23 protein-coding genes are annotated in these 25,966 nt (G+C 39.2%); 4 read left to right on the forward strand and 19 right to left on the reverse strand.

Translation table 11 applies throughout. The features are described 5' to 3' along the window. Positions 1-5 precede the first annotated feature (5 nt). From MHI37_RS23260 to MHI37_RS23270, 3 genes are all read right to left on the reverse strand, one after another. Positions 6-659, reverse strand: a complete 654-nt coding sequence (locus tag MHI37_RS23260) for an MBL fold metallo-hydrolase (RefSeq protein WP_076337475.1) — start codon at positions 657-659, stop codon at positions 6-8. A 12-nt stretch (positions 660-671) separates the two neighbouring features. Then, positions 672-1,238 (reverse strand): thioredoxin family protein, encoded by a 567-nt coding sequence (locus tag MHI37_RS23265; RefSeq protein WP_076337476.1) that lies wholly within the window; start codon positions 1,236-1,238, stop codon positions 672-674. 62 nt (positions 1,239-1,300) lie between these two features. Then, complete coding sequence (locus tag MHI37_RS23270; protein ID WP_076337524.1) at positions 1,301-1,909, reverse strand: DedA family protein; 609 nt, start codon at positions 1,907-1,909, stop codon at positions 1,301-1,303. Between the two features lie 166 nt (positions 1,910-2,075). Here MHI37_RS23270 and MHI37_RS23275 point away from each other — a divergent pair, with 166 nt between their 5' ends. Together MHI37_RS23275 and MHI37_RS23280 are read left to right on the forward strand one after the other, a co-directional pair. Continuing rightward, complete coding sequence (locus tag MHI37_RS23275) at positions 2,076-2,522, forward strand: cupredoxin domain-containing protein (RefSeq protein ID WP_076337477.1); 447 nt, start codon at positions 2,076-2,078, stop codon at positions 2,520-2,522. Between the two features lie 82 nt (positions 2,523-2,604). Next, the gene (locus MHI37_RS23280) at positions 2,605-2,916 is read left to right on the forward strand and encodes a dehydrogenase (protein WP_076337478.1); all 312 of its coding nucleotides are present in this window, start codon (positions 2,605-2,607) and stop codon (positions 2,914-2,916) included. 64 nt (positions 2,917-2,980) lie between these two features. Here MHI37_RS23280 and MHI37_RS23285 read toward each other — a convergent pair whose 3' ends face one another. The 16 genes from MHI37_RS23285 to MHI37_RS23360 all read right to left on the reverse strand — a co-directional run bounded on the left by MHI37_RS23285 (position 2,981) and on the right by MHI37_RS23360 (position 21,951). Further along, positions 2,981-3,166 carry an H-type small acid-soluble spore protein gene (locus MHI37_RS23285; protein ID WP_076337479.1) on the reverse strand — a complete coding sequence of 62 codons (186 nt, stop codon included), beginning with the start codon at positions 3,164-3,166 and terminating at the stop codon, positions 2,981-2,983. Positions 3,167-3,227: 61 nt separating this feature from the next. After that, the gene (locus MHI37_RS23290; RefSeq protein ID WP_076337480.1) at positions 3,228-3,410 is read right to left on the reverse strand and encodes a hypothetical protein; all 183 of its coding nucleotides are present in this window, start codon (positions 3,408-3,410) and stop codon (positions 3,228-3,230) included. Positions 3,411-3,542: 132 nt separating this feature from the next. Further along, complete coding sequence (gene cls / locus MHI37_RS23295; RefSeq protein WP_076337481.1) at positions 3,543-4,973, reverse strand: cardiolipin synthase; 1,431 nt, start codon at positions 4,971-4,973, stop codon at positions 3,543-3,545. Between the two features lie 147 nt (positions 4,974-5,120). Then, positions 5,121-6,098 carry a glycosyltransferase gene (locus MHI37_RS23300; protein ID WP_076337482.1) on the reverse strand — a complete coding sequence of 326 codons (978 nt, stop codon included), beginning with the start codon at positions 6,096-6,098 and terminating at the stop codon, positions 5,121-5,123. Further along, positions 6,088-7,494 (reverse strand): undecaprenyl-phosphate glucose phosphotransferase, encoded by a 1,407-nt coding sequence (locus tag MHI37_RS23305; protein ID WP_076337483.1) that lies wholly within the window; start codon positions 7,492-7,494, stop codon positions 6,088-6,090. Before MHI37_RS23305 ends, MHI37_RS23300 begins: the two co-directional genes overlap by 11 nt. A 109-nt stretch (positions 7,495-7,603) precedes the next feature. Further along, positions 7,604-8,536 carry a glycosyltransferase family 2 protein gene (locus MHI37_RS23310; RefSeq protein ID WP_076337484.1) on the reverse strand — a complete coding sequence of 311 codons (933 nt, stop codon included), beginning with the start codon at positions 8,534-8,536 and terminating at the stop codon, positions 7,604-7,606. A gap of 7 nt (positions 8,537-8,543) precedes the next feature. Beyond that, positions 8,544-9,392, reverse strand: a complete 849-nt coding sequence (rfbD, locus tag MHI37_RS23315; protein ID WP_076337485.1) for a dTDP-4-dehydrorhamnose reductase — start codon at positions 9,390-9,392, stop codon at positions 8,544-8,546. Between the two features lies 1 nt (position 9,393). Next, entirely contained in the window at positions 9,394-10,416 is a 1,023-nt protein-coding gene (gene rfbB, locus MHI37_RS23320; protein ID WP_076337486.1) for a dTDP-glucose 4,6-dehydratase, read from the reverse strand. Positions 10,417-10,425: 9 nt separating this feature from the next. Beyond that, entirely contained in the window at positions 10,426-10,983 is a 558-nt protein-coding gene (rfbC, locus tag MHI37_RS23325) for a dTDP-4-dehydrorhamnose 3,5-epimerase (protein WP_076337487.1), read from the reverse strand. Positions 10,984-10,999: 16 nt separating this feature from the next. Further along, entirely contained in the window at positions 11,000-11,743 is a 744-nt protein-coding gene (locus MHI37_RS23330; RefSeq protein WP_076337488.1) for a sugar phosphate nucleotidyltransferase, read from the reverse strand. A gap of 106 nt (positions 11,744-11,849) precedes the next feature. Then, positions 11,850-13,895 carry a DUF6020 family protein gene (locus tag MHI37_RS23335; RefSeq protein ID WP_144023706.1) on the reverse strand — a complete coding sequence of 682 codons (2,046 nt, stop codon included), beginning with the start codon at positions 13,893-13,895 and terminating at the stop codon, positions 11,850-11,852. A 133-nt stretch (positions 13,896-14,028) separates the two neighbouring features. Next, complete coding sequence (locus tag MHI37_RS23340) at positions 14,029-15,615, reverse strand: glycosyltransferase family A protein (protein ID WP_076337490.1); 1,587 nt, start codon at positions 15,613-15,615, stop codon at positions 14,029-14,031. A 31-nt stretch (positions 15,616-15,646) separates the two neighbouring features. Further along, the gene (locus MHI37_RS23345; RefSeq protein WP_076337491.1) at positions 15,647-17,680 is read right to left on the reverse strand and encodes a glycosyltransferase family 4 protein; all 2,034 of its coding nucleotides are present in this window, start codon (positions 17,678-17,680) and stop codon (positions 15,647-15,649) included. Positions 17,681-17,683: 3 nt separating this feature from the next. Beyond that, positions 17,684-19,846, reverse strand: coding sequence for a methyltransferase domain-containing protein (locus tag MHI37_RS23350; protein WP_076337492.1), 2,163 nt, complete (start codon positions 19,844-19,846; stop codon positions 17,684-17,686). A gap of 13 nt (positions 19,847-19,859) precedes the next feature. After that, positions 19,860-21,137: an ABC transporter ATP-binding protein gene (locus tag MHI37_RS23355; protein ID WP_076337493.1), complete on the reverse strand. Its 1,278-nt coding sequence runs from the start codon at positions 21,135-21,137 to the stop codon at positions 19,860-19,862. Beyond that, positions 21,127-21,951 (reverse strand): ABC transporter permease, encoded by an 825-nt coding sequence (locus tag MHI37_RS23360; protein WP_076337494.1) that lies wholly within the window; start codon positions 21,949-21,951, stop codon positions 21,127-21,129. Before MHI37_RS23360 ends, MHI37_RS23355 begins: the two co-directional genes overlap by 11 nt. Positions 21,952-22,509: 558 nt before the next feature. Here MHI37_RS23360 and MHI37_RS23365 point away from each other — a divergent pair. Further along, entirely contained in the window at positions 22,510-24,771 is a 2,262-nt protein-coding gene (locus tag MHI37_RS23365) for an O-antigen ligase family protein (protein ID WP_076337495.1), read from the forward strand. A 176-nt stretch (positions 24,772-24,947) separates the two neighbouring features. Further along, positions 24,948-25,961, forward strand: a complete 1,014-nt coding sequence (locus MHI37_RS23370; protein WP_179090234.1) for a M23 family metallopeptidase — start codon at positions 24,948-24,950, stop codon at positions 25,959-25,961. Positions 25,962-25,966 lie beyond the last annotated feature (5 nt).

Raw genomic sequence — 25,966 nt, forward strand, 5'->3', positions numbered from 1 at the left:
GTGCCTCATGCTCCCGTATACGGGTTGTTTGCCATTTCGTAACCGATGGTAGTCCGTCCGCCGTGTCCTGGATATACAATAACATCCGGGCTTAGCTTGTATAGCTTGAGCCTGATTGAATCGTACAGGTCCCGCTCACGCCCGCCAGGCAAATCTGTTCTTCCGACTGACATTTTGAACAGCACATCACCGGAGAACAGATGGTTGCCGCTTAGGAAGCTCACGCTTCCGGGTGAATGACCTGGCGTGTGCATGACACGAAAGGATAAGCCAAGCAGCTTTAAGGTTTGACCCTCCGCCAGCGCATATTCAGCTGCATCCGTGGATAGCGGCTCCGTAACATCCTGCCATCTCATGGAGCCATTTTTGCGGGGATCAGTCAACCAATCCGCTTCTAAATCATGAATATATACAGGACAGTCAGCTGCTTTGCGCACCTCATCCACACCAGCCATATGGTCAAAATGTGCATGGGTCAGCAATATAGCCTCTACCTTTACACCTTCCAGCCGCTCCAGCAGTTTTTTTGGATTCATGCCTGGATCAATGACGATTGCCCGCTCCTTAGGCTTCTCGCCCTCTGCCGCAGCTGGCTCTGTCACCGTAATTAAATACGCATTCGTCTGCAAGGGGCCTAATGTAAATGTCTCAATTTTCATCGTCATAGCCTCTTATATCGACTCCAGTAACGTACGAAGCTCTTTCACGATAACGGACTGATAGGCCGTACCCTCACCATAGCGACGACCCATTTCTTTTCTTGTAACCGCAAGATTATCTTGATAATCAGCTGCCTCACGGTCGGGGTTTTCTTTCTTAAATGCAATCATCGCTTCCTGTACATGAGCAGGGCGCGGGCCCCACTTACCAAGTACGGCTCCGCCTGTATCTGCAATAATAACAACAGGTACCGATCGTCCGCCCATCGTCAAAAACTCATCCATCGTATCGAGGTTTTCTTCCATAATAAGCACCTCAGTCTCGATGCCGCTGTCCTCCAGTGCCTTGAACACAACAGGGATATTGCGGACTACATCGCCGCACCAATCTGCCATCAAGATCAATACACGAAGATCATCTCGGTTATTCAGCGATTCAAAATATTCCTTATCGCTCTCATCCGTCCAGACGAATTTCTCAGACCAATCGATAAATGTTTCTTTATTTTTTGTCATGCCATCAATAAATTGCTGCGGGCTAATCCCTTTGCCAAGCTTGTTTGCTATACTTTTGCTCATATGAATCCCTCTTTCGTCTATTAGTGGTCAATCCTTCACGTTATGCAGAGTTCACTATTCTATTATACCGATTTGCCGCGTGAGCGTACAAATTTGAATAACACATATACAATAAGCAAAGCGAGTGCGATGAGTATAGCTGGCTGCACATAAGGCGCGGCCTTTTCATCAATTTTATCCCAGTTTTCCCCGAGTGACATGCCCAAATATACGAATAAAATAGACCATGGCAATGAAGCTAACGCTGTAAGCAATGTAAATAACCCAAAATTCATACGTGCCATACCCGCAGGAATTGAAATCACCTGTCTCATGACTGGAACGAAGCGCGCTGTAAACACAATGCCAACACCGTACTTATTGAACCAATTCTCAGAAATGTCGACATGCTTTTGTTTAATCTTTATGTACTTCCCATATTTCTCAACAATAGGACGTCCACCGTATCTGCCAATCGCATAGAGTATCCAGTTTTGCCCAACAGCGCCTATCGTACCGAAAGCAACCGCTCCCCAGAAGGATATATCGCCTTTCCAAACAAGGTAACCACCAAAGCCAAGCACAATCTCACTAGGGATGACTTCAATTAATAGTCCAATTAAAATACCAAAATACCCCAAACTCTCTACCCATTTCAACAAGCCAGCCAAAATTTCATGAATAAAATCCATTACTTCCCTCAATCCGCCTTCCTTCTTAAAAATAGTTATCACTTGCATTTCTTGCGCTGAGGCTATTCTAACATACGATATAGACAACCTTCCACTTTTGTCATGTGCTGACAAGCCTCTGCATAGACTAGCCTTAAATCATACGAATAGATGAGGTGAGCGTTTCATGTCCAAGGTACTTATTGTAAGTAAACGACAGATTCAGCTGTTCATTCTAGTTGCAGCGTTAATCGTTTTGACCGGTGTTTACTTAAGCTGGAACCAATCTCGGGAGGTCAATGCACAGCCTAGAGAAGCACGTATCATTCAGTTAGTTACCGGCGAATATACCATGCAAACCGCTGACGGCAAGGAGATGGATATTTATCGCTGGGACCCTGGAACGATTATTGTGAACAAAGGCGAGCTGATTGAGCTGCAAATTAACGGCGTTAATGGCAACAGCCACCCTTTTGTCGTCGAGGGTCTCGGCATTGAGGGAGAGGTAACGAAAGGAAAGATCACTGTCGTACGCTTTACAGCGGACAAGGCAGGCACTTATCCCATTCAATGCCTAACACATACCGATATGCGTCATGGCGGCCCTATGGTTGGTTACATCGTCGTACAATAATACGTCCTGCTAACTGATGGCGTGGCAGTGACCTACTCCTCTCCCCATGCATATTTATGGAACAGAGAGGAGTCGGTCTACGATGAAAGCAAATGCGCCAAAGCACAATGCCGGCTATCCAACCGCGCGAAAAATCCGCAGAGCCTGCAGCAATGAGCTTTACCGTACGGTTAAACGGATGAAGGTATGGGTTCCCAAGGATAAAATGGATCAGGCTGAAACTATTTATTTCAAAAAAGTTATTCTCCAACTGACTTGGATTTACGAAAATAAGAACAATCGTAAAATTCAAGCTGATTGGTGGGATGAAAATGTTAGCGCTGAAATTGCCGAGCTGTGGGATGTCGATCGGGCTCACCTATGTGCGGCGTTTCGCGAGGCTTATGGAGGCTGAGCAGCTCAAATAAAACAAAAAGAGGCTAGCCCGCTATTTTACAGCGATGCAGCCTCTTTTCGTTTTATTTGCTAATTTCCTTCAATTGATCACATGAAACCGTCTTGGTATTGACGGGATTATTCCCAATCATAACGGTTGCCATTCCGTTTGCTTCATCGACATTCTCAATCCAAACCGAATGCTCATCCAGTTCAACCTTAAAGGTTTGTTCTGACTCATAAATCTGCATGGCACGTTTTGTATCCATATCGGTTATTCCTCCCGCACTTTAAAGTGAGCAATCGCTCCTATTTCGTTATTGCACCTATTTACGTAGACTCTTTCTCCATCGTATCGGTCGTTGTTTCATCAATAAGACCATTTTGCAGCGTGACATTGCCGCCTCCAAGCCCTTCATTTACCATTCGGTCAATATCCATAAAATAATCATCTCGTCCCTCATGACTCGGTTCAACTGCCGCATTTTTCTCATCATTATTCGTATCTGCCACTACAAACCCTCCCAAAAGTGTTGCGAATGCTCGGCCGCAAGCTATAGCCATGCTTTTGCACTCGCTTTGACCGCTGGTTCTGCTAAGCGATTATGAAAAATATGCCCGAAATCACGCTCCGCCATGCATCGATTACAATAGTGGCGAGAGGATATGCAGCAGCGATTCTTTCAGCTTTTGCCGCTTCGGCCTATTCAGGAACGAACGGAAGTCAAGCTCTCGGCTATCTCGTAGATCCTCCATAAAATCTGCTTCCAGCCGCTTAATGGCGTGTTCATCGAACAGCACCGCATTCAGCTCGAAGTTGCTGTATAAGCTGCGCATATCCACATTTGCTGTCCCAACTGTTGCCAGCATTTGATCAATAATCATTACCTTTGCGTGGATAAAGCCTTTCTCATAACGATAAACCTTTACGCCTGCTTCCAGCAGCTCTTGTATATAAGACAGCGTAGCCAGCAGTACCAGCTTGGAATCCGCAATACCTGGAATGATCAGCCTCACATCAACTCCGCTGAGCGCAGCTGTCCTAAGTCCCATCAAAAGGGAGGAATCAGGTATAAAGTAGGGGGTTGTCAAATAAATCCGGCTGCGCGCTGCGGTTATCGCTGCGAACATGACCTCAGCTATTTTTTGATCATACCGGCCTGGCTTGCTGGAGACGATCAAAACTCGTTCGTCCCCTTCGCACTGATGCGTTGGCATATAGGCCTTGCCGCCTAGCTCTTCTTTTGCAGCAAAAGACCAATCGTTCATGAACAGCTCTTGCAAATAATAAACAGAATCACCTTTTAAACACAAATGAGTATCGCGCCAAAAACCAAGCTTCGGGTCTCCGCCTATATATTCATCGCCAATATTAATGCCGCCAACAAAACCGACCTTGCCGTCCACAACAACGATTTTCCGATGATTCCGATAGTTCAACCGTCTGTCGAAAAACGCAATGCGAGGCGGAAGGAAGCAGCTCGTCTGAACACCTGCAAGATGCAGCTCAGCAAGATAAGGCTCACTTAGCTTCATGCTGCCTATGCCATCATATACGATTCGAACCTCCACGCCCTCCCTCGCTTTTCGCGCAAGGACCTCCGCAAACCGTCTCCCGATTTCGTCTGCTCGAATCGTGTAGTAGTCCATATGTATATGATGAACAGCTTGCTCCAGCTGCCCCAGCATTGCCTCATACGTATCGTGGCCGTTCGTCAGTACAAGCACCTCATTGTTGCGGGTAATAGGAAATGGAGCAAGTCCAACTAACATTGCGTACAGCTTCTCTTCCTTTTCCAGCTGCTTGTTTCCGATGTCTGATAATTCACTGACGGTCTCTGAGATCTGATCAGCATAGTCGGTAGCATCATTTTTAAAACGCTTAACACGCCTTCGTCCTACGAAATCTTTGGCAAGAAATAGATAAGCAATAAAGCCTATATATGGGCAGACAAATACGATAAGCAGCCATGCTGTGAGCTGGGAAGGACGGCGGTGCTCCATGAAAAATACTGCAGCCAGCTGTGCGATATAAACTACCAGCACTGCATCCAGCCAAATCCACCATACTCCCATAAAAAACACCTCTTCTCCCTCGCTGCCAGCTAGCGCCAAGCGACAAGTGTTCTTTAGTTTGAGCGCATGCTTGGAAACGTATACTACGCTATAAAAAAAACCTGCCCGATTACGAATCGGACAGGCAGCAGACATGTATAAAATAAATTATGATTTTAATGTAGCGCCGGCATCTGCGCTGCTTTTCTCAATATGCGTCAGAATAAGCCGATGCATGCTTAATTTTCTAGTAACAAAGGAGGGCAAGAGCCGATATTGCATCCCAAGCTTATAGCCGATGAGCTTGGCAGCTGATTCTGCCACTAGTCTCGGGATGAGCAGCCAGTTCCTGGTACGATGAAGCTCTCGCAGCTGCAGCTTAACGAGCTTTGAGCCCGCCTTGCCAACCGCGCTGTACGGCGTGATCCACGTGTTGCAGCGCATCGAGATTCCGTTATCGAAATAACGCTTGAGCTGCTGCATAATGGAGTAGTTATGCGAGTGATACACAGCTGCCTCTGCGCTGTAAGCAACCGTATAGCCGGACAAGATACATTTTGCAGACATAAACAAATCCTCATTAAATATGACCGGTTCTTGAAAGCGCCCCATCTGCTCAAACGTATCCCGCCAAATTGCCGAGCATACATTGGAGCAAAAGAACGTCTTAATGCCCAACTGCTCAATATGCTCATAGCTCTTTAATTCCGATTGGCTTGGGTAGTTATATTGGCGTACAAGCTGCTCCAGTACATTTGCTTCAGGTTTAGCAAGCTGCCTTGCATAAGCGTAGGCAACCTTCTCTCCATCGATCAGAGGTTTTGTCAGCTCCTCTATAAGTCGATCATCATATGGGAGCGCATCCTGTGTCATAAAGAGTAAAATATCACCGTGCGCCTGCATCGCTGCTCTATTTCGAGTGCCGCCATGATCAAACTCTGCTCGCTCAACCGTCATAACCTGTGCGCCAGCCTCACGCGCCAGCTCCGGCGTTCCATCCACTGAGCAGGAATCAATGACGATAATCTCAAAGGGAGGCTCGGACTGCCGCTGCAGTCTCTCTAAGAGTTCCTTCAGTTCGGTGCCGGCATTTAATGTTGGAATAATAACCGATACCTTGTATGCTGATTCGCTGTTAGTATGCATTTTTGTTAATCAAGCCCTTCAGTACCGTTCTCAAAATAATTTTGATATCAAAGAAAAACGTCCAATTCTCGATATAAAAAATATCAAATCGGATTCGATCTTGAATGGAGGTATCTCCCCGCAGTCCATTCGTTTGCGCCCAGCCCGTGATGCCTGGCCTGATCTGATGCTTAATCATATATTTCGGAATTTCTTCTTTGAACTGGTGAACAAAATAAGGGCGCTCCGGCCGCGGGCCAACGACACTCATATGCCCAAGCAGTACATTAAAAAACTGCGGAAGCTCATCCAGACTCGTACGACGGAGGAAGCTGCCGAACCTTGTGCGGCGAGGATCATTTTCCACCGTCCATTGCGTGTCCGACACCGTTCCCGTCGATACATGCATAGAACGGAATTTAAACATATGGAACGTTTTGCGATCGAGCCCCATTCGCTCCTGCTTAAATAAAATCGGACCTGGCGACGTCAGCTTGAGGCCTACGATAATAAACAGCATAATCGGCGAAGTAATCATAATAGCTGCAACAGAAAACGCGATATCAAACCATCTCTTAAGAATACGATTGCTCAGCTCATCAAGGGGAATGTCTCTTACATTAATAAGCGGTATGCCAGCGAAATTATCAAAAAACGGACGAGCCGGCAGCATATCGAAAAAGTCAGGAATAATCAGTGTCTTTACACCCGTACGCTCGCAAATTTCGATAATTTCCGGATACTTGGCATGTGCCTCCAAAGGCAACGCGATAATAACCTCATCGATGGGCTCCTTCTCGAGCTTCAGCTTCAGGTCATCCAGCATGCCGATGATGGGCTTCATATGCTGGTGCTCCGTCGCATGCTCTTGATGATAGTCGTCAAGAAAACCAACTACCTCATAGCCTAGATCCGGATGATGCTGTAAATTCGTGTAAAAGCTGCGGCCGACTGAGCCTGCGCCAACGATAAGCACAAACCGTTTATTAAAGCCTTTGCGACGAAATGAAGCAAGCACAGATTTCACCCAATAACGATATAACGTAATGGCGATAAAATTCATACTAAAGAAAATGGCAAGAAATTCACGAGATATATGTACCTCACGTGTGATAAAGAACAAGCTTAACAGGCCTAGAAAACTGATCGTCTGTATTTGTAAAATTCTCAATACTTCATAGGAATAATTTTTACGTCGTTTGGGTGAATAAAATTGAAAATAAAAGCCAATCAGAACGGCCGAAAAAGAATAGATCGTCCCCCATAATAAATAAGTAGAGAAAGATACAGAGTTATAGCTAGGCAGCAGGCCGCTATAAAATTTAAGCCAATACGCAGCTAAAAATACGACCAATGTGCATAATAAATCAGCCAGCATATACAGCTGCGTCAAAAATCGTTGATTTTGCCTTAACATTCGCCGTTATCACCTGCTTTCTCTTAAATTTCGACTCTACCTGCATTGTATCAAAAATAGAATATAAGGTGAACCCCATATTTTTCCACACATGATGTCACTTTTACAATTACTGCTGTTTTCGTCCTTTCGCCTTCCTCATCAGCCATTTGCGCTTTGCCAGCATGCTTGGAATGCTGCGAATAATGACAGGCCAGCAGCGCAGCAAGCCAGGCTCTCTCAAAACAATGTAACCAAGCTTCACAGCTTCTGTCGCAAATATAAGAGGCGCAATGAAAATAGAATGCCAGCCGATAGGCTCGTTCTTTAATAGAGTAAAGAAACGGTTCTGATAGGAATGCTGACGCACGAACAACGGCACGCTGCTGCGACCGCCCTTCTTCCAGCCTCGATGATGAATCGCATTCGCACTAGGAATATAAGCCGATGTCCAGCCAAGCTTCTGCGCGCGCCACGCAGCATCAACATCCTCTTTGTAGGCAAAAAAATGCTCGTCAAAAAACTGATCATCATAGGCGATATCGTTAATCATCGTTTTTCGATACACTGCCGCAGCGCCCGACACGCCAAAAACCTGAAGCACAGCGTTCCAATTCTCAGCAGGCTCCCCCGCAGCAAGATCGTAGGCATTTCGAGTGCGCTTCATTCCTAAGCCTGCACTATCCATTACCTCTTTATTAGACGCCAAAACTAGTCGTCCGGTTGCACTTCCAACGGCTTTATTCTGCTCCATATAGTTAATTATTTCAGCTAGGTAGTTAGGACTAAGCGTCACATCCGGATTTAAAACGAGCACATAATCCGAACGGGTTTGCCGAATAGCCTGATTTTGGCCGCCGGCAAACCCGTTGTTCACTTCGTTCGCTATAAACTGTACCTGCTTCTCATAAGGCCGAACTTGCTCTGCCGTTCCGTCCGTTGAAGCATTGTCGATGACGACAATGCTTTCAATCGGAAAGCTTTGCAGCAGCACAGCGTCCAAACAGCCTGCAATATCTTCCGCGCTATTATAAGTCACGATACAAACACTAGCTGTAGCCATCTATTTATCACTCACTGTCTTTGAGGTAGTGGTTTAATGCTTCCCGCCACGGCCGCAGCAGATTAAGCCCGTTACTGCGGATGGCTGTATGATCCATGACCGAGTAAGCCGGCCTAGGTGCGGGACGTTCAAAATCAGCCGTCGTGCAGGGCTCTACTAGAATATTGACGCTGCTGTCTTCAAATATCGCTTGTGCGAAGTCAAACCATGAGCATATGCCGCTATTTGATGCATGGTATATTCCGTAGAAGTCTGTTTGCACCAGGTCTAGAAGAAATGCTGCTAGATCATAAGTATAGGTAGGCGATCCGACTTGGTCGGAAACCACCTTTAATTGATCGCGTTCGCCAGCCATTTTGAGCATTGTCTTCACAAAATTGTTGCCATACTTTCCATAGACCCACGATGTCCGAACGATGAAAAAACGATCATGAAGCGTCTGAACCGCCTGCTCGCCGGCAAGCTTTGACTTTCCGTATACCGTTTGAGGATTAGTCTGATCATATTCATTGTAAGGCACCGATGCTGTACCATCAAACACATAATCCGTACTAATATAGCAAAGCTTCGCGCCAACCTCGCGCGCAGCCAAGGCTACGTTTCGAGTGGCTGCCGCATTCACACGAAAAGCCTCGTCCGGCTCGGACTCGGCTTTATCTACCGCTGTATACGCGGCGCAATGGATAACGACATCCGGGCGGTGATTGGCAAATAGATTCCGGCATGCCGGCAGGCTCGTAATATCCAGCTCTTGACGACCGAAGCCGATGATCTCAGCCGTTTCCGTCTTCCACTGCGTCAATTCACGCCCAAGCTGCCCATTCGCACCCGTGATAACGATTTTTAGTTTAGTCATCTTATTCGCTCGCCCCCAGGCGATCCTTATATTGCGTATCGTAATATTGCTGATAGGAGCCTGAAGCGACCTGCTCCATCCATTCCGTATTGCTGAGATACCACCGAATTGTTTCTTTAATGCCATCCTCATAATTGAATTTAGGCTGCCAGCCTAATTCATTGCGGATTTTGTCAGCATCGATGGCATAGCGGCGATCATGGCCTAGACGATCCTTCACATAAGAGATTAGCGATTCAGGCTTGCCAAGCTCTTCAAGAATCGTACCAACCACCTGCAAATTGTTCCGTTCGTTACGTCCGCCCACATTATACACTTCACCAGAGCGGCCTTTGTGCAGCACCAAATCGATAGCGCTGCAGTGATCTTCTACATACAACCAATCGCGCACATTTAGGCCGTCGCCATATACAGGCAGTGACTTATCCTGAAGCGCATTTTGGATCATAAGCGGGATTAGCTTCTCTGGAAACTGATACGGACCATAGTTGTTCGAGCAGCGTGTAATATTGACGTTAAGACCGAACGTTTCGTGATAAGCTCGAACAAGCAAATCCGCACCAGCCTTGCTCGCCGAATAAGGACTATTAGGTGCAATAGGCGTATCTTCAGTAAAAAGACCAGTCTCGCCGAGCGTACCGTAAACCTCATCGGTAGACACTTGAACAAATTTGGTTACATTATATTGCCTCGTCAGGTCAAGCAGCGTTTGCGTACCCATAATATTGGTCTGCGCGAATATCTCCGGATGCAAAATGCTACGATCGACATGCGACTCTGCTGCAAAGTTAATAACCTCATCCAGGCCCTCTTGGAAAAGAGACTCAAGCTCATTACGCTTAGCAATATCTGCCTTCACGAACGTATATTTAGAATGCTGCTCGATCGAACGCAGATTTTCAAGGTTGCCTGCGTAAGTAAGAGCATCAACATTGATAATTTCGTAGCTTGGATAATTCTTGATCATATATAACACGAAGTTGCTGCCAATAAAGCCGGCTCCGCCGGTAATCAATAATTTCACGAGTCTAACTCACCCTTCATATACAAAGTTGATTTCTGCATCAGCCAGCACCGGATGCTTCCCATCCTTATCCGACAAGATCGGATTTGAAGTCGGCCAATCGATTGCAAGTGCCGGATCGTTCCAGGCAATACCGCGATCGTGAGCGGGGGAATAGTACTCGTCAACTTTATATTGTACTTCGCAATTGGGAACCAAAGTACAGAAGCCGTGAGCAAAGCCTTGAGGGACTAAAAGCTGCAGCTTATTTGAAGCTGAAAGAATAAACCCTTCCCATTTACCAAAAGTAGGGGAGCCATGCCTAAGGTCTATGATTACATCATAGATTTCTCCTGCCGATACTCTTACCAGCTTTGTTTGCGCCTTTGGTTCCAACTGGTAATGCATGCCCCTTATAACATTTGCTTCTATGGATAAGGAATGATTGTCTTGAATAAATTCAAAGTTGAGAGCATGCTTTTCAAAAGCAGTTTTTGTATAGCTCTCCATAAAGAATCCTCGGTGATCACCAAATACGGTTGGTTCAATCAACTTTACACCGTGGAGACTAGTCTCTTTAACTTTCACTATCAATCACCGCCTATTACAATTTAAATTTACCAAATTCATCGCCATAAACGATATCCTTGGCTAGCTCATTTGCCTTGCTGTATGAATTATGTGTTCCCGCATCCGTCCACCATTGATTCAATACATCACATGACAACTCATTTAAATTGATATAGACATTATTTACATCTGTAATCTCTAATTCGCCTCTTTCCGACGGCTTCAAGGAACGAATAATATCAAATACACGGTTGTCATACATATATATTCCGGTCACCGCATATGTACTTTTAGGTTGCGTAGGTTTTTCTTCTATTGAAATTATTTTATCTCCATTTAGCTCCGGAACACCATAACGCTGAGGGTCAGGCACTTCTTGGAGGAGGAGCTTCGCTCCCGTTTGTTGCTCCTCAAATTCTTTTACAAAAGTCACAATAGAATTACTAAATACATTATCACCTAAAATTACAACCATACGATCATTGCTTACAAATTGCTCTGCCATGCCTAAGGCCTGTGCTATCCCGCCTGCTTCGTCTTGAACCTTATATGTGAATGAGAGATCAAAATCTCTGCCACTTCCTAATAGATTCACAACATCTCCCATATGTTCTTTCCCTGTGACAATTAGGATATCTTCAATAGCTGCTTCTTTTAACTTAGCAATGGCATGGAAGATCATAGGGTATTTTCCAACAGGAAGAAGATGTTTGTTAGTGACTTTCGTTAAGGGAAATAGTCGTGATCCAGTTCCACCAGCTAGGATGATTCCTTTCATATTCAGTGTCTCCGATCTTATTTCACTGCAAATCTACAAAACAATTATAGAACACATTTTCATTCAAAGAAAAAGCTCATAATAATAATATTTCAAAAATTCAATATCAATTTTCCTTTTGTTCATGCCTATCATATTTTAGTAATCGAATATTCTCAGTATTTATATCTTTGGGGAATTCATGTAAAGATAATAATATTAAAAATGGTGCCAAAATAAATGCATAGAAAAGGTATCTTGAATCTTGTGCTGGTATCACAAGTGATATTCCTGCTATTTGAGATAAAATAGGAATTAGTATTAAAGAAGCCTTCCATGAGTTTCTACTTATAATCAAAATAGTAAAAAACAAAATAGTATATAAAGTAAAGGCTGGCCTCCAAAAAAACCACAAAAAATAGTTACTCAATGATATATTTAAATATCTATCCAAAAACGCTTTAAGTTTAGGTGTGAAATTCTGTTGATCTAAATTTAAATTGTTTTGATATATATTAGTGACAATTGTACTAGTATAACCATCGTCTGGTTGATGAACACGCCACAATATTGAAGTCATAGAGAAAAAATCAGAGATTGATAATTTAGGATCTCTAATAAGCATTCCTAGCCAAGTCTTCACTATATCAGATTTATTTTCTGCTAATATTTGCCCATTAAATACTCCATTAAAAATCAAATAATTAATAGTGTATTTAGAATAATCATCTCCTCCATCCCAGTATTTTATTGGCATAATTTTCTCTAATGTTCTTTTTTCATCTTCTGTGATCTCTTTATTTTCATGGACAAATGTGCCTATCTGATGTATTGGTAATGATAATGATAAATATGAAGGGGCTGAATTAAGAGCTAGGGCCTGAAATAAAATAAACTTTATACCAAAAATCAACACAAAAGTTATAAAACTAATTTTAATTAACTTTCCTATTAAGTTTCTATAAAATATTATTAATACAATTAAAGATCCAACTACAGAAAGCACTCCATTATGTCTAAAAAAATAAACGGAAATTAATATTGCTATTAATAGATATTGGTTAGTTTTACTGTAAAGCCATTGGCCCTTGGAAGCATATATTTTAACCAAAAGTACAGTGAGAAACGCGATAGAAATCGAAAAAGGAATGTCTTTCCAAATCGTTATAGACATAATCCCGTAAGTAGGACTTAAAGAATAGAAAGCAAGAAGGCTGTTTCTGTACATTTTTTTCAAACCTAGCTTTTCTAAATAATAAACACTATATCCCATCAATAATGACATTAAAATTAATTGAATAATTGCAATTATAGCAGGTGACAACCATAACCTCGTAAATAACCAAATGAATAAAGTATGAACGATTGGGTGAGCGTCATTAAATGATTCTGTAAGTACCTGGTTCCATTGGTCTATTGAATCTGAACTCATCGTTCCTGGATAATATGCCAATAGATACAAAGAGTAAACACTTGATATAATTAATGAATATACAAAAATCCTTACTTTCCTTATTTCAATTGAATTGTTATATATTTTAAGATATTTTACTAGTATTATAAATAAAAAACAAAAAAATGATAATGCAAGAAAATTGATTAATGTAAAAAATGTTTTCACAATTAAACTGGAACTCACTTGATATTCATACATTTGAGAGTGGCCCTCTAAAGAATATAAATCAACGATCTCTGATTGTTCATTAATAGATATCTCTACAATACCTGACCATTCATGATTTAGTAAAAAAACATTAATGTTTTGCTTAATAAATCCACCCCACTCTAATAAAGAATCTTTTTCGAAAGAAACAGGTACTTTGTTATCCTTAATCTCCCAACCTTCACTTAATTTAAACTTGTCCACATTTATTTTATTATTATCTGAATAAACACCATTAACCCAAACCTCATTATTATTAGATTTGATATTTTTATCTCCAACCACCTTGATTTTTAATGTGGCTTTTTGTGGAGGTGTACTGTCAATTGGAAAAGTTATCATTGTACCAATACTTACAACCATACTAATGAATAGAAGTATATATTTTTTTTTGTTCTCCATATCTTTTAAAATACTAAAAACTAAACTGCTTAAGAAATAGTGGCTAACTAATAATATTGCGAGAAATATCACAATTAAAATCATTATACTTATTAAATAATTGCTCATGTTATATACACCAATAAATATCTGGTTGTACAAAAAAAATGAAAAAACAAATGCAATTATAATATTTGTAACTATGGAACATTTTTCTTTCATTTACTACAATTCCCCCAGTCTTTATACCTAAGCCTTCGATTTATTTAAACCATTTATTTATCTTTAGCTTTAACATTATATTAATAATGAATCTACCTCTTTTTGAGTTAACGATTCTTAAAAGTTCATACTTATTATTATTAAACTCTCCAGATTCATCATCAGTCAATAATCCAACTCTAGGATAAGATATTGTAGGATTATTCCATAAATATCCTGGTCCATTTGCATATAGTAAGTTAAAAATTTCAAAACCGTGCTTTTCGTACAAGGGTTTATGATATTCACTTATTTTTAAGTATAAATCATTAACAATATTACGATTAAACTTCCTTGACATCGAATCAATTCGAATTCGGTAATACACCAAAGGCTCTGGTATGCTTACACCTACACAACCATTACTACATAACGAAATCCAAGAGTCATAATCCTCCATACCTTTTTCCATTTCAATTCTATTCAATCCGTAATTCAAAAAATCTTCTCTTCGTATAACAGCAAAAGCACTTAACATATTCGATAGCAGTAAATATGGGAATGCAGTATTATATGTAACCCATATATCATTTTTTAGTCCAAAGTATTGTACCCATGAGTGTACAAAAGAAATATTTTTATAACGCTCTAGAATCTTTACACATCTTTCATAGTAGTTTGGATCCACTTTATCATCTGCGTCTAAAAATGCAATGTATTTCCCTTTTGCTACTTTGGCTCCTATATTACGAGCATTTGCTAAACCTCGATTTTCAATATTTACGATATTCAAATTATTATATTTACTGGAAATAATTCGAAGGATATCAATACTTTCAACATCATTACTTCCATCGTTGACTACAATAACTTCAATATCAGAATATGTACTAAGTAATATACTTTCAATCGTCTCAATTATTAAGTCACCTAAATTATAGTATGGGATGATAATTGATAAAGATTTTTTTTCATTTTCAAAATGAGAACTAGTTTTCAAAGGTATTGCAAAGTGAAAGGGGAAATCAATTTGATTCTCTGAACCAAATTCATTGACCCCTATTTTCAATTCTTTATTCCAATCAAAATTTCCAGGTGTATCGAGAGATATATATTTAGCATTTCTAACGCCATTTTGTTGTTGAATAACATCCCAAACTTCCTTGTCCCAAATCAAGCTAGTATCAGAATATCCTAAACATTGTTGTTCAATTTGTTTTATCCAATATTGAGGAAACCGATATTCAGAACTTTTCAAATGAGTCTCATTATGGACTGTTATTATTTGAATATCCCGTAATTTTGAATGTAGTGTCCATTTTTGCTGCATTAAAAAATAAGGAAGCACACCATCCTGCTCTATAATTATTACTATATTACTAGGGATTGTTTGAACTTCTGGCAACACATTCAATATAGTTTTCGACAACAAATATGAATGTAGGAAAGCATCCCCGAATTGCAAACCATCCGGAAGTTCTTTATCAAAATATCGCGTAATCTCTTTAGTTTCCAAGTAGCTTTCAACATCTATTGTTGAAGAATGAAGAAACACTCTTGTTACATTTTTATCCACCCATTTAGCAAATGATAACGGAATTGCATTGCTTCCTTTATGACATACTGATTTTGCATACCAGACCTCCATTTAAAAACACCACCATTACAAAATATCCAAATCAACTATTTTTTTTATGTTTTCTTAAGAAATTTCGTAGTAACCTTAGTGTCATCACTGCAAACTTACCCTTTTTACCATCCCATTTGTCTACCCTAACTTTAATCTTATGGTAAGTTTTTTTCAGTTTTTTTGTAGTTTCTTCGTTTTCATTATAGTTTTTCACTATTAGAGGCTCATTAATATATGGAAACAAAATAAAAGGATTCCATACAGTATTTTCAGTTGTTTTATGTAACCTGTAAACAAACTGTTCTCTATGAACATCAACTCTAGTTTTAGAAATAGCCAATAATGCATCTGGAATAACATAGCCTTCTTTATTTATAATGTTTAACTCACCTAATTCAGCAAATCGATTATCAAATATGTCTCTTATATTCGCGGATTTAGCGTTAACATATACTATTGATCTTGACAAGTTATTATATGGCCTATAAATATGATTTTTGTACAGATCATATTGCGTATAGCCAACTTCATTTCGATAGTAACAACCAACATAATGAATATCTTGTGATAGTGAGAATACCTTTTTAGCTTTAGTTATATAAATGGGATCAATAATATCGCTTGCGTAACATGTTAGTACATAAGGCATTAATGGTAATTCATAATCAATAACACCATCGAGCCGCTTTGCGTACCTTATCTTACCCAGAAAGGACACCGGAACACCCGGTGATGAATTCGATAAGATATAGCTTTTTTCTAGATCTAAATCTGTATGCTCCAGTATCGATAAGTATTGCGTGCTAAAATCTTCTTCTTGCAACACGATTAGAGAACATTTCCAACTAAGATTATTATTAATATGCTCGATAGATTTCTTTTTAAATACATTAGTATAGGAAATATTGAATAACTTATTGTTTGTAACTTTAAAGGGGGAGCTAATCTGCTTCCTCAAATCAGCATTATTTAACATTTTCTCCATTTTCGCAACTAGATCATAAGAAGTTCCATCATACACAAGTGCATTCTTTTCATTTTGAAAATAATCATTAAATGCCGGAATGTTATTTGAAATTATAGGTACTCCAATTCCATAAAGCTCATGAATACTATAGCAGAAAGATTCAACCAGGTTTGGAAATACAGCAAACCTAACTGAACAAAGTATTTTTTCTAGCTTTTTATGATCTAACTGTCCAGTAAATACAAACCTTTTTCTAAATTCCTCAGGAATTCGCTCTATTAATTGGTTTCTATACGGAGTTCCATTCATATCAAATCCATCATAACCAACTAAATAAAAAATAGAATTGTTGCTGGAATTTTTAGAAATAAACAAAACCGCAGCATCAATAAAAACATCTACTCCTTTTAATTGAAATATACGTCCATAAAATAATACATCTTGTTGTTTTTCATTTAGAATATATTCAACGTCATCCCAATTTTTCACTGGGGGGGGTGATACAATAATACTTTCCTGCTTAACATCATAGCGCTGCATATATATTTGACTCCAAGAGTTAGATGGAGCCATTACATAATCAGCATGCCGAATAGCATCCTTTTCCATCTGATACATTTCGATCTTATATAAATTAATTTCATTTGGAATTTGTTCAATATCCATTAAATCAATTGTACAATGTGCTCTAACACTTAGTATTATATTTTCAAATTCTCCTTCAAACCGCTTTGCGCGTATAGCAAAGTAACCAATTCCAACATAATCAAAGAACTCAATGTAATTAATAGCAAGTTGTTCACACAATAAAAGCAAACCTTTATAAAATCGATAGCTTTTTTGCAAGAAAATATTATCATATTCTTGACCACAACCAACATCTCCCTTAAGAATCTCTGAGAGGCAAACTATTTTTAAGTTTTTGTTATTTGGTAACTGTGGCTTGTATTCATTCTCATATTGCTCACATTCATACTTAGGCATATCTAACAATAAAACAATATGATTATCCGAATCCTTTAATAACTCTTGTAATGCATTATGAATAAAAACCCCACATCCGCCTGCATTAATAGGTGCTAACTCATAGGAAACAAACACAAATGTTTTTATCATAAATTATAACTCACCACCTAGAAAAACCTTCAAACTTTGCTCAGACAATTCATTGTTTTTAATCTTCCATTCTTTATATAACGCTATTATTTCCTCTTTATTTCGAAGAGCATTCTCTGCTTTTTCAGCAATTTCGACAGGGTTATCCGGCTGGTTAATGACAAGATACTCTGCAAGTTTTGTACCCTCAAAATAATGATGGTTTGGCCCTGAGAGACATGGAACGCCCATCTCTAAACTTTCAAGTAATAAGATTGGAGCACACTCAGAGAAAGTTACATATAGGTTAATATCGTTACACTCCATTAATTCAAGTAGTTCATCTCGGCTTACTGCCGATTCTATTCCATTAAATTCAATATTTAATTGTTCTGCAAACAATTTCATCCTTGCTGTATAGGGAACTGCATTAACTTCTGCATTTTCAATCAAACCTACAGCCGCTATTTGCGTGAATGCATTTTTATTCCACGTCACTCCGGATGCATATACTCCAATTTTCATCCTACTTCCTGTTATGAATTTCTGTTTTTCTATGCTATCTCTTCCTATATTCACTTTATTTCGAACGAAAAAGCTTGGATATCCTTTTTTTGAGTATAACTTAGCCATACTTTCCTTAGCGAATCCCCAGCCGTCTAAAGTTCCTTCATTTATCAAATGTATTATTTCCTGGTACCTATTCCAAGAATAATCCTCATACATATGGGTAGTATTTCCATGCCAAAAAACTTTAAGTGATAATTCAGGATTTAATTCTTTTAAGTATTTCGCTAGTTGATAATACCCAATAGCAAATCCGCTAAATGTAATACTTTTTACTTTCTTCTTAGAAATCTGAGAAGCAATATATTTAATGTCTGCATTGTCATGCAATTCTTTTATAGATATTATGAATGCAAACAATTCCTTAGTAGAATATGTTACTCCTAACCATTCTGGCTGATGAATTGAAATATGTGATTTTTCCGGAATCTCGCTTAACTTTTGAAATAATTCATTGAATTTTTTCTCATTATTATTCCCATGATTAGCTTGAGGGGTTGGACTATGAGAATATAAAACTTCTTTGCGTTGTCTCATCTTACGAAATCTATTTACTATTTTTCTTGCTGGCTGCATCATATTATACAAAAGTTCCATGTTTCTAATCTTTGTAATTATTCTCCATGCAAGTGAAGTTTCAATTTCATTTAATCGGGATTCAAGATAAATAACTTGGGATCTTAGCATAGTGCAATCATTTATATATTGTTCCTTTTGTACACGTTCTTCGTTAATTTCTATTATTAACTTATCATGCTTGTCTTCGTAAATATTCAATCTCTCTTTCATATAATTCTTTTCCAAAGAGTGTTTCTTATTACTTTGTTGTAATCTATCTATTTCTTCTTTCGCTTGGAATTCTCTTTCTATCCGATCTTTTAATTCTTGAGTTCGCCAACCTACCTCTCCTTCAAATTTCAAGATGTTTGGCCGAATTCGCTGATCTAATAAACGAAGCCTAGAAAAGACTATCTTATTTTCTAAATCACTTTTATTCCATCTATTAGAGATTTTTGTGTAATACAGATCCTGCTCATCCGCCACCTTTTCCATGAGCTCGCAAGAAAAACCTATATTTTCATATTCTTTAATTATTGAATGTTGCCAACAACCATTATGATCTGGAAATTGTAATTCTGAACTTAAGGTGTAATTATTCTCAAAATGAATCACACCGTGCTTGGATACACGAACCAATTCAGATAAAATTCCACTTAAATGTGTTGGTTGTATATGAATTAAAACTGAAACAGTATAAACAAAATCAAAAAAATCGTCAGGAAATGGTAGTTTCGTCCTTGGTTCAATAAGTGTTATTCTATTATGAATATCATTATCGTTAGATATTCTTTCCTTTAAATTTTCCAACATAGTTGGGCTTTGATCGACACCATAAAACTCAACATTAGGTATCTGATCCAAGTACTCAGCATGCCTTCCAAATCCAACACCGAACTCAAGAATTTTTATTTTTTCACCAATATTTGAAAACATGCTTGAGAGCACCACTTCTTGAATGCCATATAGTGGTTGCATTGCTCTTCTTTTATCTACTTCATCTACCCAGACCGAACCATTTTCTTGCCACCATGCTTCATTTTCAAATATGTGAGAAGACATTATTATTTCACCCTTATAATTTTATTTCGATTGGATAATGAACCTTATAATGGACTGGTCGATCAAGTTTACGAAAAACTTCAAATGCAGTTACACCATCAATTTGTTCGTATAGATATACATCAGAATAATCTCGACTTGTAACTTTATTTACCGCTACAGATATAGAATAACTACCCTGCCGTAATGATATTGGAAAAGTAAATCGAACATATTTTTTTTCGTTTGCTTTTATAGTAATCAAAGGAATCTTCTCATCAAACATCGTAGTACCAAATAAATCAACTCCAGTAATATCTCTCACTAAAAAAGAGATATTAATGTTCTGTACATCGATATTAGACGATATCTCGCAGACTAATGTTCCCATTTCTCCAAATTCGTAAACTCTAGTTAGTTCAGAGTCTTCATTTTCCATGTATACGTTAGTAAACCGAACATCTCCTACACCATATCTAAAACTATCAGAACCTATTTTTTCTTTCTTACTAATAACATCATCCGAAGAGTCATTATTTTGAGAATCTTCTTCTATCACACTTTCGTTCATTTCTTCTCTTACCATAGCTAAATAGTAGTTTGTAATTTTTTCAGCTGTATCTTGCTCTATCAATTTACCATTCTTCATTAGAACTGCAGAGTTACACATTGATTTTATTGCATCAACAGAATGACTAACAAACAACAACGTAACTCCCTTATCTTTTAGTTGTCTCATTTTCGAAACACATTTAGCTTGAAATGCAACATCACCTACAGCTAATATTTCATCAATTATTAATATGTCAGGTTCCATATTAATTGCTACAGAAAAAGCAAGTCTTGCAAACATTCCACTTGAATAAGTCTTTACGGGTTGATCAATGTGATCCCCTATGTCAGCAAAAGACTCGATTTCAGCGAATTTCTTCTCTACGGCGGCTTTACTTATACTATACATAGCTGCGTTTAAATAAACATTCTCTCTACCTGTAAATTCAGGATTAAAACCAGAACCCAATTCAAGTAACGCAACAACTTTTCCGTTTATCTCTATAGAACCTGAAGTAGGAGTAACAGTACCCGCAATAATTTGCAAAAGCGTCGATTTTCCTGAACCATTTTTGCCTACAATTCCAACAGTATCCCCTTTTTTTACCTCAAATGAAATGGAATCCAACGCATGAAACTCTTGATATCTTCCTTTATTCGATCTCTCAAAAAAATCCCTTAGCCTATCAGTCGGTGAGTTATACATCTTATAAGATTTACATATCTGTTTTATATTTATAGCAATGTTATTAGATGACATCGGCAAATCCCTTCTTTAAAAAATTAAAAACAAATAAACCTATAACTAAAACAATTAGAGCAGTAAAACATGTTTGGAAATATAAAGATAGTGAAAACAACTGACCATTAATAAATATATCTCTATATAAAGTGATTATTGGGCTAATTGGATTAAATGCTAATATAAACCTAAATTTCTCCGGAATAACAGAAGCAGAGTAAAAAATTGGTGACATATAGAATAGTATGTTTACTAATAATCCTACTATGTATACAAGATCCCTTAAATAAATCCCTAATGCTGCAACTAATAATGAGACCCCTAAAGATAAAATAACAATTGGCACTAATACTAATGGAGCAAAGATCAACACTCCATTTGGCGTGTCTAGAAACAAAAATTTCCCTAACACTAATAATAATAAGGAAAACAAACTGTTTATAGCAGTCGACAATACAATGCTCGTTGGTAAAATTTCTAATTTAATGACTACCTTCTTTATATAGTTAGAGCTTTGAGTTAATATACCTACTGACCTATTTACTGATTCTGCAAATAAATTAAAGGGAATTAATCCAGCAAAAATCATAAATGTATATAGCATATCGCTACTCTCTGTTACATTTCCCCATCTCGACTTAAACACGATCACAAAAATGAAACTATAAACAGCAAGCATTAGTAAAGGTGCAATAAACGCCCAAACCACTCCTAAAAGAGATCCTTTATATCTTTGCTGAAAGTCTCTTTTTGTAAACTCGAAAAGCAGGTTTTTCGAACTATACAATGAAGATAAATATCTTACTACTTTATTAATTAGATTTGTTTTCATATACTACCTCATGTGTTAAAATAGATTTTAAAAATACATTCATATGAACTATATACTCCTATTTATAATCGTTTAATACTTAGCTTTTTATATGTTAACTATTTTAGTTATGCAATTAAATTTCCCTTCTTTCAATTAGAATGATTCATTAGTTATGTTTTTTAGCACTACTGACCACAAAAAAGCTTATTCACATATGTAAAATCCTCGTTTCAATCACACATTTCTTCATGATGGTTTTTAATATATATTAAAATATTAAAATAGATCTTATCCGATGAAAATGACCAGAGAATCACTTAACATAGCTGTAGTCGCCCCTAGTTATATTACCAAAATTCCTCCCATATTCATACCTTATTCTACCCTACCACCAAATAATTTGTAGAATCATTCCGATTTTATCTCCATTTCGACAAATCCGCATATCCGACAAATTTGTAAACAACATACAATTCGCGCCTCTCTTATATAGTAATCTACTCTCTCATTTGCTAAAATACAAAAAGAAGCAATAAGTTTCATATATACATAACTATGGATAAGGGGTACATACGAATGAGTGCAAGAAACAAATCAAAAAGCAGTACAACGGCTGTTTCCGCTGATTTATCGCTTTGGAGGTGGCTAGGGACGATCGGTATCGCCCTATTTTTGGTTATTTTCCCTTATGAGAGAGGCTTGTTCAATGGTTTTGAATTGAGCTTTGAAGGGCCCATTTATGGTGCTGTCATCTTTGGGCTTTTTTTGCTGCTCATAACTGCTGTCTACATTTTTCGCGGCCCACAGCTTCATAGCTATCGTGGTATTTTGACAGTTTTCGTCATGCTCCTTCCTTTCATTTATTGGCTTTCTTCCTTTCAAGCCGTATCGAGCTACTACGCCAAGTTTATGGTTCTTGTCTTCTTCCTGCTCGCCACTCTCTTTATCAGTGGCCTTTATTTTGCTGAATCCAAGCTTTCCAGAAAAACGATTGAATACGCGCTTATGCTCTCCTCTTATTTAATCGTTATTTTTGGCCTGCTTAATCTGTTTGGACAACTGTATTACAGAGACGCGCTATGGCTTGCCCATGATGGTTATCGCCTTGCCTCTGTCTTTCAATATTCAAATACGTATGCTGGCTTTTTAGTCGGAATCTTTCTAGTCAGCCTTTATTATGCGGTCCATTGCGTGCGTCCATCTGCAAAAATTGTCCATGCCGCTATGCTAGTGCCAATTTGGATTTCATTTATGTTTACTTACTCACGCGGAGCTATTGTCTTTATTCCTGTTATTGTACTCATTATTCTGCCTTTTTTACGCTTATCGAAACAAATTGCATATCTGGTATTTATGGTGTTATCCATCATCGTATCCATGGCTATTTTAGGAAAGCTCACAACTATTGCTGATGCTATTGCCGCCCTGGTACAACCGACTGAATTGAAAGCTCAAACACCGATCTCCTTATTCAGCTCTTTGCCGCTGCAAGGCTGGGGCCTCCTGCTCCTCGGTATGTTGATCACTACTGGACTGATTCTACTCTATCATGCCAAGGCAGATGGGTTTCTAGAGCGTAAACTTGCAAAGCTCTCTGCTAACAAATGGTCTTTCGCAGCCGTACCTGTAATTGCTATTATTCTAGCAGCTGCAGCAGCAGGCAGCCTGCTTGGCAGCAGCGCTATTCGCGGCTTGCTCCCAGATAAGATTGCTGTACGCTTCGAAAATATTAATTTACAACAGCACAGCGTGCAAGAGCGATTAACCTTTTACAAAGACGGTCTTCACGTAGCTGCAGATTATCCTCTGCTTGGCGGCGGCGGCGGCGCTTGGCAGGCTATGTTTGAGCAATATCAGAACAATCCTTATTGGAGCAGGCAAGCTCATAGCTTCATTGTTCAGACTTTGGTAGAAAGCGGCTGGATTGGATTAATTACATTGATTGCTCTACTTGCTTTTGTATATGCATTGTACATTCGATTATACATTCGTCACCCTGAACTAAGAGGCAGTCATTTCATCTTTTTTATACTATCCTTGTCACTGCTGCTTCATAGCACAATCGATTTCGATATGAGCTACATTTATATTATCTCTCTCTTATTTATATCGCTTGGCTGCATGCTAGCTCCTTACAGCAGCAAGCTTGTCATTGAGCGCTTCAAAGATAAGAACAAATTAACCTGGGATAAGGCTGCATTCCCAGCTATTCTTGGACTTCTATCTTTAGTTCTAATCGTCATTGCCATCCGAGGAAACAGCGGAGTTCAAAAATACGATAAGGTGTATGATTTAGCCGTACAGCAGCAAACATCACTCGATAAGCTTCTTCCTTTACTCGATGATGCGATCAAAGTGTCACCTAAAAATTCCACCTTCACTTTAACGAAGGCCAATTGGCTCGAGCAAGCCTATACACAAACATCATCAGCCGATTGGCTTGAGCAAGCCATAAGCACAGTCAACGAAGCTAGAAAATTTGATTCCTATAATCGAGGCCTTCTCATGTCGCAATATCGCCTTTTACAGGAAACAGGACTTTTTGAGGAATCTCTTTCCGTTATTGATGAAGGCGTTGAGAAATTCCCTTGGGATATCAACCTTTATCAGGCTGCCGTAACGTCCTATGTTAAGGCTCATCAGACGGCTCTTACGGAACAAAATGTCGCAAAAGCAAATGAGTATGAGCAGCGTGTTAATGAGCTGACAGATGAGATTACAAGAAGAATCGAGCAGCTTGCTGCCTTACCGGCTGAGCAGCTGCAAGGGCGTGACTTTGCTTTCACCCCAGATATAGAGGAAGCCATTGCTCAATTCGAGCTGGCAATGACCAAATAATTATATTAATTTCACTACCATTTTCAATTGACTGCTCGCAGGCACTTTTTTCGTGCCCAGCGTGCAGTCTTTCTTTTTTTCATTCCGTTTTATGGCATGTTTTATGGTTTGCAGGAATAAATAGCATAAGAACGTTCTGAACGATCATGTCTAATATAGCCGGAAGGAGTAGACTATTGAAACGAGAGCGGAAGCCAAAATGGTCCTTTGTCGTGCTGCGTGGCGCAGACAAAACCGTAAAACAGTTTCACGTCTCAAAACGCTCGGTATTCGCAGCACCTACAGCAGCGTTGCTTGCGGTTACGGGATGTTTCGGTGGACTCCACTTGAAGTCCACTTATGAGCTTCACCAATTGGAAGAACAATTAACGAGACAGGACGCTCAGTTCACCCAAACCGTAGCTGCAAAAAATGAAGCAATCCTCTCCTTGCAGGAAGAAATCATTGAGCTCATTGAGCAGGCTGCCGATGTGGAGCAAAGAGTGAATGACCTGCAGCAGCTCGAGCAAAAACTCCAGCAATTTATTGAAAGCTACGGAAGCAGAATAGCTCCCTCTGCCTATCAGATAGAGGGACAGAAAAAGGAGCCTTCCCTGCCTGCACTCCCAAACATCGCACCTATACCAAGCTTCTTAACCGCTGCCAAGATAGATTCCAAGCAGTATGCTCAAATGGCACAAAAAACAAACCTCAGTCTAGCTTCTCTTCAGCGAATGATCCGGACTATGGAGGAATCAATGACGGTTACGCTGGAGCTGGCCAAAGCAACTCGTTCCTCTGTAGATGGCTATCCGTCTTTCTGGCCTACACGCTCCAGAATGCTCACCTCTGGATTTGGCTATCGAAGTGATCCCTTTACCGGGCGCTCCACCTTTCATGCCGGCATCGACATCACAGGCAAGCTCAACGACCCCGTATTCAGCGCTGCCGACGGGCTAGTAGCTGAAACTGGCTATAATCGTTCACATGGCAACTATATCATCATAGACCACCCTAATGACCTACAGAGCGCCTACATGCATTTGAGCCAGATAGAAGCTATAGAAGGTGATACTGTTGTCCGAGGAGAGAAATTAGGACTACTCGGCTCCAGCGGTAGAAGCACCGGTCCACATTTACATTTTCAAATTATGCAAAAGAACGAGCCTACTCAGCCATTAAAATTTTTGGCGCTTATAAAGGAGGATTAAGTCAT

The organism is Paenibacillus sp. FSL H8-0548 (assembly GCF_038630985.1).
Classification (GTDB): domain Bacteria; phylum Bacillota; class Bacilli; order Paenibacillales; family Paenibacillaceae; genus Pristimantibacillus.